Origin of the sequence: Pseudomonas sp. SJZ080, from assembly GCF_007828295.1 — a bacterium.
GTDB classification, from domain to species: Bacteria; Pseudomonadota; Gammaproteobacteria; order Pseudomonadales; family Pseudomonadaceae; genus Aquipseudomonas; species Aquipseudomonas migulae_A.
Genome location: NZ_VIUK01000041.1, coordinates 20,373 through 30,565, shown reverse-complemented (window position 1 = coordinate 30,565; position 10,193 = coordinate 20,373). Strand labels below are relative to the sequence as shown.

Here is a 10,193-nt window from a genome sequence, read left to right as displayed (position 1 = left end):
TTTGAATTCTTCGGGATAACGCTGGTTGCTCATGGCACCTCCTAATGGGCCTCATTTTAAGGCTTGGAGGTGTCTACGAAACTAGGGGCGATTCATTTCGTCTAATCGTGTTATTTTGTGTCGATCGATACAAAACGGCGTGATATGTTCGATGTCACATTCAAATGGCAGCTTCAATCCATGGCCCGACCTCGTAGCTTTGACGAAGCGAAAATTTTAACTGCCGTAGTTGACGCGTTCTGGACGCAGGGCTATGAGCGCACCTCCACACGAGACCTCGTCAAGTGTACGGGCCTTAATCAGCCTAGCCTTTACAACGCTTTCGGCGACAAACGCAGCCTGTATCGACGCTCCCTGGAGCACTACTTGGAGTGCAGTGTGCGTCAGCGTATCCAGCGTCTTGAAGGGTTTTCGGACGCTGGGATGGCTGTTACTGGATTCTTCGCAGAGGTGTTGGATCGCACACTGAACGATCCATTTCATCGGGGTTGCCTATTGGTGAACTCTGCCCTTGAAGCAAGTGCGGACGACGCAGACTTACGACAGGCCGTCGCAGAAGAACTCGAGACCATTCGCAGCTTTTTTGAAAGCCGCTTACTTGTCTTTCGTGTGCAACGTGATGGCTTCTTGGCGATTGATGCGAAGCAGGGCGCACATCATTTGCTCAGCGTGTTGTTGGGTGTCCGAGTGTTAGCCCGGATGAACCCAGATCCTGCGTGTGTAACAGACGCTATAGAAATTGCGCTCAACAGCCTGGGGCTTCCGCCCCTGGCACTTTGCGACATTCACTGACCGCCACTACACGGAGTCAACATGATCAAGTTCTACTATCACCCGTCACCCAACCCCGCAAAAGTTGCGCTTTTCCTCGAGGAAGCAGGTCTTGCGTACGAACTCATCCCTGTCGATACCCGCAAGGGAGAGCAGCACGATCCGGCGTTTCTCAAGATCAACCCAAACGCCAAGACACCGGCTTTGGTTGACGGCGATACCGTAGTGTTCGACAGCAACGCCATACTGCTTTACCTGGCAGAAAAGAGCGGAAAATTCCTACCTGCTGACAATCTGAAAGCCCGTGGAGAAATGTATTCCTGGCTCATGTTCGTCGCGACTGGCATCGGCCCGTACTCTGGTCAGGCAGTGCATTTCAAACACTTCGCCCCCGACCCCAAAGATTACGCCGTTACCCGTTACACCTTCGAAGCCTGGCGTCACTGGACGATCATCAACGACCGCCTGGCAAACATGCCTTACATGTCAGGAAATGAGTACACGCTGGTGGATATGGCGGTGTGGGGCTGGGCGCGAGCAGTACCTTTCATCCTGGGTGACGAAGCTTGGGGGAAACTTCCAAACGTCAAACGGCTCCTTGATGAAATCAATGCGCGACCGGCAGCCCAGCGAGCTGAAGCACTGAAGACCCAACACAGTTACAAGACCGAAATGGATGCTGACGCCCGTAAAGCGATGTTCCCTCAGATTATTCAGTAGAGGTGCAAGATCATGATCGACCTGCATTACTGGACTACCCCTAACGGGCACAAAATTTCCATGTTCCTTGAAGAGTCGGGCCTGCCTTATCGGATCGTGCCGGTGAACATTGGGAAAGGGGAGCAATTCACGCCTTCATTTTTAAAAATTGCTCCCAATAATCGTATTCCAGCCATTGTCGATCATGAGCCACTGGACGGTGGTCAGCCGTTGTCAGTCTTCGAGTCGGGCGCCATTTTATTGTACCTGGCAGATAAAACTCATCATTTCATTCCTGGCGATCTACGAGGGCGCAACGAAACCTTGCAGTGGTTGTTCTGGCAAATGGGTGGGTTGGGGCCGATGGCGGGGCAGAATCATCACTTCGTACAATACGCTCCGGTGCCAATTCCCTATGCGCAGGAGCGCTACATTAACGAGACGGCTCGGCTGTATGGCGTGTTGAACAAGCACTTGGCTGATGGTCGCGGCTATATTGCGGGTGATTACAGTATTGCCGACATGGCCTGTTACCCGTGGATTGTGCCTCACCTGCGGCAGCAGCAAGATCTTGCTAACTTTCCTCATTTGGCACTTTGGTTTGAGCAAGTAGGTGATCGACCAGCCACGAAGCGGGCTTATGCTCTTGCAGAGCAAATCAACACCGCACCGGTAGTCGACGAGAAAACCCGAAAGCTGCTGTTCAATCAGGATGCGAGCACCGTCCGATAAACAGATGCACCGCATGCTGTAATGGCGTGCGGCCCGCCTCATCATGTTTCTTCAGGCTCATGGGTAATCGCCGTTATATGAGAGAGCTAGAGTCCAGTTTATGAGCAGATCCATCGAATTTGCATAAATGGTTTCGCTGGCGTTCAATTGCCCACTTAGAACCAGAGGTAGGCGTCAAGCTGCGATTGACCATGCCTATACGCTCCGCTCATGTTGACCCTACTTCAGGATCCAACAATGACATACATACGGGGCAGTGTCGAATACTCGCACGCCGAAGTAAGTGTTTAAATTCCCCTTTGTGAATTATTCGTGCGTGACGAGGCAGATGTTGATGATATATATTTTGATGGAAATGTGTGTCGTGTATTATTGAAGATGTTAGTTAGATATCTTTTAGGCTTCGACTCGATTTCTTCCATTGTGTTTGGCCTTGTAAAGCATCTCGTCCGCGATTTTTAGCACCCCTTTGATGTCTCCAGTGTCACGGTTCCAGTATGCAACACCTAGAGAGATAGTGATGTGGCCTACTATTTCGAATTTCATTTGCTCGACTTCTTTTCGGAGACGTTTAGCAAACTCCTCAGCAGATTTTAAACTTAGGCTAGGTAGCAATATTAGAAATTCTTCCCCGCCAACTCGACAGACTATGTCATCATCACGCGAAAGGGTTTTAATTTTTTTTGCTAGATTAGATAGAACCTTGTCGCCGGCGTCGTGGCCGTAAGTGTCATTGACGGATTTGAAGTGATCGATGTCCAAAGACACTATGGCGAAGTTTTCGTTCTCTGATTGCATGATGCCTAGGGCCATGTCTAGTCCGCGTCGGTTATGGAGGCCAGTTAACGGATCACTTTTGACATCCAAAAGCAGTTTGTTTATTTTATAATGAACTCGTTTAAAGCTGGATAGCAGTGCTCGTTTTATTTCATTGGATTCAAAATACCAGGAGCGAATTTTCTGGATGCGATCTGCGGAAGCGGGTCGATCCATGTGCTGGGCGCTGTCAGCAAGTTCTCGTAATGGTAGTGTGATTTTTCAGTGAACCACCATATTAATAATAGAGTTAAAAATGTTAAAGGTAACGTGTTAAGTAGAACGTTGATCATTAACCCATTGAGTGGTGCTAGAGTGGCTTGAGTCGGTCTCTGTGTGACGACTCCCCAGCCGGTACTCGATACTATGGCATATCCGGCCAACATATCGATACCTGTGCTATTAATAAGCCGCATACGCCCGCTCTCGCCGCGAGCTATCGCATCAATGGCTAGATTGTTAATAACATTTTTCCCCACTCTTTCAGGGTCTGGGTGATATAAAAGATGTCTGTTTTTATCGACTGCATATAGGTAAGAGCCGTCGCGATAATAGTGTTCGCCAAGTAAATTGTTTAGAATATTTTTTTGCTTGAGGTAGATGGTTCCGCCAATATAACCAAGATATTGCCCTGTGTTGTTAATGACAGGGTTGGAAATAAAAATTAATAGGTTGCCTGCTGCCGAGATATAGGGCGAACTAATCAGCGGACGCCTTTTTTGTATGGCCTCTTTAGCTCCTGGGGACTCAATTATTTTTCCAAAAATATTAAGGGTTTCTGGGGAGGTGGCCAGTACCTTTCCATTCATATAAACAAATACGACGGAGTTGAAACTATCCGTCTGCAAACGCAGGCGATTAGCTTCCATTATCAATGCAGTTGGATTTCTGAAGTTTTTTGCAATATCTTTAGCGCTATAAGCCAGTTGCTGTTGCGCAGATTTTAAGAAGTCATCGATGCTGTCGGCTAATTTTTTGGAGTAGACCCGATTGCTTTCAAGAGTGTTGTCAATTAGCAGTTGATGTTGGACGCCATAGCTAGCATAAAACGTATTGGATTGGAAAGTCATCGCGCTGAGAAGGGCAAGAAGAAATATCAGGCGGCGTAAATTTATACGAAAAAAAGGTGCGGCACTAAATATTGATCTCATTGTGCAAAGTCTACATTTAGAAGGTAGATGACATATTACATCATATATCTATTTCTTTCTGTGTTTTGGTTTACGGAAGAGGCTTCCTTGGAGTTGACGATATAGGACTGAATATCCACGATCTATGGAGGAACATCCCCTTGGATTTACTATGCCACTACGCTTTTCTTGCCGGTTATCGGAAAAATTGGCTAAAGGCTCTTAAAAATATTTTTTTTGTATCGAACGTTTGAATGAAATGCTTAGTGTTATCGTGCCGTCTTTACCTGGGAGAGCGCCGATTGAGCCTTCATACCTCGGAACCAATCAGCGCCGAACTGGTTCATGGTTCGGCAACAGCGCCACCGCCCAATACCATGACTGATACCAACAACAGTCTGAACGAAAGCGGCTCGTTCAAAAAAAGTACGCCTGCGAAGGAAGCAATGATTGGAACGCTTAGCTGAAGAGTGGCGGCGTTTTGGGAACTGATGTGTTTAACAGTGCTGTACCAAAGCGCATAACCACAGCCTGACGCCAACACACCTGAGGCGAGCGCGTACATCACTCCTGACAAACTCATGTTAAGGCCATTTCCAAAAAAAATGACTGGAGCAAGTAATAGCAAAAATGGAAGACACCTTGCGAAATTCCCGGTGTTTTCCGCAAGTGGATTCACAGTAGTCTTACCGAGTAGTGAATAGGCGCCGCACGCCACACCGGAGATTGTCATTAGCACTGCGCTACCGAGGGGCGGAGAACTGCCGCTTGGCAGCAGCAAGAAAAGTACGCCGCGAGATGCCGTCACCATGCCAATTAGCACTATCTTACGAAAACGTTCACCTTTCATCCAGGAGACAATGAACATCGTGATTTGCACCGCGCCAAACAAAATCAATGCTCCCATACCTGCGCCCAATTGGACATAGCCAATGGAGAAAAGATAAGCGTATGTAATGAGTGAAAAGCCTCCCTTCCAGCTTCCCCCGACAGTTACCCTAGGATTGCGTAATCTGATCAATAGCAGCACAAAGAGACCGCCGCTTAGCAGTCGGATTACAGTAAATGACTCAGGGGGAATTTGTCCCCCCACCAAAGCTTGACGGCAAAAAATTGAATTTGCTGCGAAGGCCATCAAGCACAACATCACTTGAAGCACAAAACTTGAGCGGAAGATCCGATCACGAATCGCGTGTGGGTTTGTATTCATTACAAAAAAACCTGATCAATAGAATCGCAATCTCCACGTCTCCGGCGAAATTTGAACTTTTAACTTTGACGGAATAAAATCATCGTCAGGTGTCAGATGTGCGTCACTGGGTCACCAATATATAGATTTTTGACCCAGTTTTTTTCAGTGAATTGCTAGGCTATGGGAAGGTGATTAGCACCTATCCAAGACCAGCCGATCCTCGTCTCGAAAGGCGATCAACAGCAAGCTTCCTGCAAAGATGATAAGTGATGGGTAGAACAACGCATTGGATCCCTCAAAAATCCAACCCCATGGATCTATGACTGATTTCATCACGGCCAGAAGGGATGCGCCGTTGAACAGCACTTGTATGGGGTATACCCAACGGCGAGCGAAGCCAACAATGATCAGCAATCCAATGAGTATTTGAACTACTCCACCAAATTGCAGGATGCTTTCAGTTCCTAAGCCCAAGTAATATTTGTTAGCCACGGCCATGCTGTGCGCTACATTAAAAACCTTATCTGCCCCCCAAATGACCAATAGCCAGCCAAGTGAAACCCTAAGTAATAGCAATGTCCAACTCTTCATTACAGCACCTCAATGTTCGCATTTGGAATTAGTTACTTTCTTCAACGCCATGATGTCGTCATATGGTCGTTAGTTTGTTTATGAAGTTTTGATCAAGTCGATTTTTCCACCATCCAAATAAACGGCCCTCCGCAGTTATCCCCGCCCAGCTCATCAAGGCACCGCCCTTACCGTCTGCCAAAAGTGCCAATGCGTGGCGTTGAGGCACAAAATTGATCAGTTGTTGGCCTTCTAAAGCTGCAGCCAGATTTTTAGCGAGCAAAGGCCCCTGGCGCACCGCATAAACACCGTTACGCGGGCAATCAGGCAGGCTTGCACAATCACCCACCGCAAGAATTTGCTTGTGAGATACGCTCTGAAAAGTTGGAGTAATAGCGACAAACCCGCGTTTATCTTGAGCAAGCACTCCCTCTTTTAACCAAGGCAGAGGCGCTGCTCCGGTAGCCAAAATGAGTCGTTTACCGCGCCAAACGATCTGCGATCCGCACAACAATGCATCGCCATCCACCTTCTCGACTGCGGAGCCCTCAATAAGCTTTACATTACTCCTCACAAGGCACCGTATTGCCCGAGCCCTCAGCCCTGGCGGATGCCCAGCAAGGATCTCTCCAGAGCTGATAAGTGTTAACTCTGAGACTTGAGGTGCAAGGGCAAGAGCGAGCTCAACCCCTGCGGCACCGCCACCCAGAATTGCCAAGGGCGTAGGTGATTTCTGCCAGGTACTCCAGGCGCAGACGAGCCCCTCGAAAGGCTTCACTGGAACCAGTTCCAACTCGCGAAAATCTCCCGGCAGTGCCTCTGGTTTTGAGCCGACGTTTAGAGACAACCAGGTAGCCGAGTAAATACGCCCATCGGCAAGCCTCAACGAGTTCGAGTTTGGGTCGATGCCAACAATTCTCCCCTGAATCAGGTCAACCCCCGCGCTAGCACAGAGCGCAGGTAGAGGTACTCGACACTGCTCTGGCCGATACCTTCCAGCCAGTAAGCCCGGAAGCATCCCTGAGTACCAAGCCGATGTTCCATCGCTCACGAGCGCGATACGTCCGTGAGGCCGAGGTACAGTGAGCCACTCGCGCAGTACCCCCAAATGGGCATGGCCAGCTCCTGCAAGCAGGAGGTCAAATTCCGCGTTCAAGACGGTTTCTCGTCCGTCTTGAATCCAGATTCAATACGATGGGTGCCGCCCAGGCGCCATCGATGAAATTTTGAAAGCCAGCGCAGTGCGCCGATGGGGGCATGAGCACGCTTCCATTCTCCGGCAGCGTATTTGTTCGCTTCGGCCAACGTAGGATAGATATGGATCGTGCCGAGTATTTTGTTCATGCCGTAGCCGTGTTTCATGGCAGCCACGTATTCGGTGATTAGATCACCTGCATGCTGACCTACGATTATTGCGCCAAGGATCCGATCCTTGCCAGGCTCAGTCAGCACTTTGACGTAACCGTAGGCTGCGCCATCGGCGATAGCCCTATCTAGATCATCAATGCCAAAGCGGGTGACTTCGTAGGCAATGTCTTGGGATTTGGCTTCTTGCTCATTCAAGCCGACACGTGCCACCTCTGGATCAGTGAACGTCGCCCAAGGAATCACCCGGTAGTCGACTTTGAATTGCTTAAAGCCCCCAAACAGTCCATTCACTGCGGCATACCAGGCTTGATGCGCGGACGTGTGGGTGAATTGATACGGCCCCGTGACATCCCCTACAGCAAAAATATTGGGGAAGCGTGTTGCCAAGTATTCATTGGTATTCAGAGTGCCATTGCCTCGCACCTCCAGACCAAGTTTTTCAGCGCCGAAACCTTTTACATTAGCGACCCGGCCTAAGGCCAAAAGAACTTGATCGAAAGGTATTTTTACTTCGCTATTGTCCGCGAGGTTTAAGCAAATCAGCTGCTGATTGCCTTCAATAACCTCAAAGCGGATCGCTTTATGCTGCAACCTGAGATCGACACCATCCGCCCTGAGGCTTGTCATAACGAGGTCACTTGCATCTACATCTTCACGGATCAATAGTCGCTCAACCATCTCGACCTGGGTCACAGCACTTCCCAAGCGCTGGAATGCTTGTGCCAACTCACAACCGATTGGCCCACCTCCCAAAACGAGCAATCGCTTTGGTTGTTCGCGCAATGCCCATATGTTGTCCGAGGTAAGAGGAGTGATGAGCTCAATACCTTCAATTTTGGGTATCAATGGACGGGCGCCAGTGGCGACAATGATGGATCGAGTGCTGAGGGTTTTACCATTGACCTCAACCGTCCAGGGAGAGGTGATCCTCGCGTCTCCCTCAATGACTTCTACGCCTAGCTTTGTGTAACGGTCGATGGAGTCATGTGGCTCGATTGTCGACACCACGTGCTGAATACGTTGCATGACTGCCGCGAAATCAACCTCGCCGGCCACGGACTTAAAGCCCAGGTTCTCGGCTTTTTTAAAGTCGTGGGCAAATTTGGCAGACCGAATGAGTGCTTTAGAAGGAACGCACCCCGTATTAAGGCAGTCGCCGCCCATCTTGTGCTTTTCGATCAACGTGACATTTGCTTTCACAGCCGCTGCTATGTACGCCGATACCAGGCCACCGGAGCCAGCGCCAATAACCACCAAATTGCGATCAAATCGCTTGGGCTTCTTCCAGCCTGAATACACTTTTCGAGTCTTGAACCATTCCAGAGTTTTGCGAGACAACATCGGTAGCAAACCAAGCAACAGGAATGCACCGATGAGACTGGGTAATAGGATTCCACCTAACGAATTGAGTTGACCAAGCTCGCGACCAGCATTCACGTAAACCAGCGTGCCGGGCAGCATACCCAGCTGACTGACCCACCAGAATGTGCGCACAGGCAACTTGGTCAATCCCATCGCCAGGTTGATCAATACGAAGGGAAATACGGGTACCAGACGCAAGGCGAATAAGTAGGATGCCCCCTCACGCTCAACCCCTTGGTTTATTCCCGTCAGGCGTTTACTGAACTTGGCTTGCACCCAGTCGCGCAGCATGAAACGACTGATCAGCATCGCCAATGTGGCCCCAAGCGTAGATGCAAAGGACACCAGGAGCGTACCGCCGAATAAGCCAAATAATGCACCGCCAAGCAGAGTCATGAGGGCGGCGCCGGGTAGTGACAGTGCAGTCACCAGTACGTACAGAAAAAAATACGCGCCGCCAATGAGCCAGGGGTTGGCAGACACCTGTTCACTAAACGCTTCCTGCTGGGTTTTGAGGTTTGTCAGGTTGAGATATTGGCCCAGATCGAAGATAAAAAAAGAAGCGATCAGCGCAGCTATCACCGTCAAAAGTATGAGCTTACGAAGGTTCATGAGAGTGGATCCTTTAGCGTAGAAACTGAACACTCCTGAAAGCCGCCCAGCAAGGCTGATGATGGAAGATCGTCAGTTCCATTGAGTAAACGATCACGATAAGAAAGTGCTGCTGGGCTCTGTGAGGGCCATTGTCGGTCGAAGTCCTGTAGGAACGCCGCATGGTCGTATTCAAGCGAGATTGCTTCGACGTAGAGTCCGAGCAACTGAGCGCGATAAAGCGCCTGAGGATGGGGGGTGGAAGCTATCCGCGTGACAAGCCCTTTACGTTCTGCGCTGAAGTTTGGAATGCCGGCAGCACCATTATTGATTACCGCCCCAGAACCCCAGCTCAAGGCTGCGGGGGAGCAAGTGTGGCTGGTGGCGAATACGTCGATTTTTCGTTCAGCCATCCAATCCGCCACTTCCTTTTGGCGATCAACAGATCTCAATGCCTGACGTGAACACTGCCAGCCGGCAAGTGAACACTCATCACCATGACTGATGGCGACTGTACGTCCAGCAATTTCGACCAGCGCATGGGCAGGACGCAACGCAACTGAAGCCCTCAACGAGGGAAGAGTAGCGAAGGTTTCACACAGCCGTTCATGGATAGAGTTAGACCAAGCGACCGTGAGTTCTGTTACCTCCTCAGGATAGGCGCACCCGCATCCCGTTCCGCTGTCTTCCACGCGGACTAACTCAGTCTCGACGTTACCGCGAAGAAGAACGTGAGGGGCAGCGTGATCCTCAAGGCCCCGGAAGATTTCTGGATCACGATCAAACCAGTGCAAGTCGCCGTTGAATACAGCACGAGCTTCTGGCTCATCTGCTAGCAACATTTCCAGCGCATCTAACGCATAAGTGTTTCCGTAAAGGCCGCCTACGACGTAGAGCGTTTTGCAGCCAAATTGTGCAGGGCCGTCGAATGCCGTGGGCGGCAACCTGTAGTCCAGAGGGCA

Annotated in this window: 10 protein-coding genes; 3 read left to right on the top strand and 7 right to left on the bottom strand. The window is 49.9% G+C overall.

Going from position 1 to position 10,193, the window contains the following annotated elements; all coding sequences use genetic code 11:
- Nucleotides 1-117 precede the first annotated feature (117 nt).
- Genes FBY04_RS30790 through FBY04_RS30780 form a run of 3 tightly spaced genes read left to right on the top strand, consistent with a single transcriptional unit; the run spans nt 118 to nt 2,202 of the window.
- Complete coding sequence (locus tag FBY04_RS30790; protein WP_256667210.1) at nt 118-792, top strand: TetR/AcrR family transcriptional regulator; 675 nt, start codon at nt 118-120, stop codon at nt 790-792.
- A gap of 21 nt (nt 793-813) precedes the next feature.
- Nucleotides 814-1,491, top strand: coding sequence for a glutathione S-transferase family protein (locus FBY04_RS30785; RefSeq protein ID WP_145319275.1), 678 nt, complete (start codon nt 814-816; stop codon nt 1,489-1,491).
- Nucleotides 1,492-1,503: 12 nt separating this feature from the next.
- A complete protein-coding gene (locus tag FBY04_RS30780) occupies nt 1,504-2,202 on the top strand; it encodes a glutathione S-transferase N-terminal domain-containing protein (protein ID WP_145319271.1) in 699 nt (232 codons plus the stop codon).
- 396 nt (nt 2,203-2,598) lie between these two features.
- Here FBY04_RS30780 and FBY04_RS32940 read toward each other — a convergent pair whose 3' ends face one another.
- From FBY04_RS32940 to FBY04_RS30745, 7 genes are all read right to left on the bottom strand, one after another.
- The gene (locus FBY04_RS32940) at nt 2,599-3,015 is read right to left on the bottom strand and encodes a GGDEF domain-containing protein (RefSeq protein WP_256667209.1); all 417 of its coding nucleotides are present in this window, start codon (nt 3,013-3,015) and stop codon (nt 2,599-2,601) included.
- 110 nt (nt 3,016-3,125) lie between these two features.
- Entirely contained in the window at nt 3,126-4,169 is a 1,044-nt protein-coding gene (locus FBY04_RS30770) for a cache domain-containing protein (RefSeq protein WP_256667208.1), read from the bottom strand.
- Between the two features lie 322 nt (nt 4,170-4,491).
- Nucleotides 4,492-5,358, bottom strand: a complete 867-nt coding sequence (locus FBY04_RS30765) for a DMT family transporter (RefSeq protein WP_145307931.1) — start codon at nt 5,356-5,358, stop codon at nt 4,492-4,494.
- Between the two features lie 174 nt (nt 5,359-5,532).
- Nucleotides 5,533-5,931 carry a DoxX family protein gene (locus FBY04_RS30760; RefSeq protein ID WP_145307929.1) on the bottom strand — a complete coding sequence of 133 codons (399 nt, stop codon included), beginning with the start codon at nt 5,929-5,931 and terminating at the stop codon, nt 5,533-5,535.
- 58 nt (nt 5,932-5,989) lie between these two features.
- Nucleotides 5,990-7,066 carry an FAD-dependent oxidoreductase gene (locus FBY04_RS30755; protein ID WP_145307927.1) on the bottom strand — a complete coding sequence of 359 codons (1,077 nt, stop codon included), beginning with the start codon at nt 7,064-7,066 and terminating at the stop codon, nt 5,990-5,992.
- Entirely contained in the window at nt 7,063-9,252 is a 2,190-nt protein-coding gene (locus FBY04_RS30750) for an FAD-dependent oxidoreductase (protein ID WP_145319268.1), read from the bottom strand. Before FBY04_RS30750 ends, FBY04_RS30755 begins: the two co-directional genes overlap by 4 nt.
- Nucleotides 9,249-10,175: a hypothetical protein gene (locus tag FBY04_RS30745; protein WP_218571667.1), complete on the bottom strand. Its 927-nt coding sequence runs from the start codon at nt 10,173-10,175 to the stop codon at nt 9,249-9,251. The genes FBY04_RS30750 and FBY04_RS30745 overlap by 4 nt, the downstream gene beginning before the upstream one ends.
- Nucleotides 10,176-10,193 lie beyond the last annotated feature (18 nt).

Coding starts and splice junctions, on each gene's coding strand:
- FBY04_RS30765 (WP_145307931.1), bottom strand. CDS start 5,358: ATGAATACAAACCCACACGCGATTCGTGATCGGATCTTCCGCTCAAGT.
- FBY04_RS30760 (WP_145307929.1), bottom strand. CDS start 5,931: ATGAAGAGTTGGACATTGCTATTACTTAGGGTTTCACTTGGCTGGCTA.
- FBY04_RS30770 (WP_256667208.1), bottom strand. CDS start 4,169: ATGAGATCAATATTTAGTGCCGCACCTTTTTTTCGTATAAATTTACGC.
- FBY04_RS30780 (WP_145319271.1), top strand. CDS start 1,504: ATGATCGACCTGCATTACTGGACTACCCCTAACGGGCACAAAATTTCC.
- FBY04_RS30785 (WP_145319275.1), top strand. CDS start 814: ATGATCAAGTTCTACTATCACCCGTCACCCAACCCCGCAAAAGTTGCG.
- FBY04_RS30750 (WP_145319268.1), bottom strand. CDS start 9,252: ATGAACCTTCGTAAGCTCATACTTTTGACGGTGATAGCTGCGCTGATC.
- FBY04_RS32940 (WP_256667209.1), bottom strand. CDS start 3,015: ATGGCCCTAGGCATCATGCAATCAGAGAACGAAAACTTCGCCATAGTG.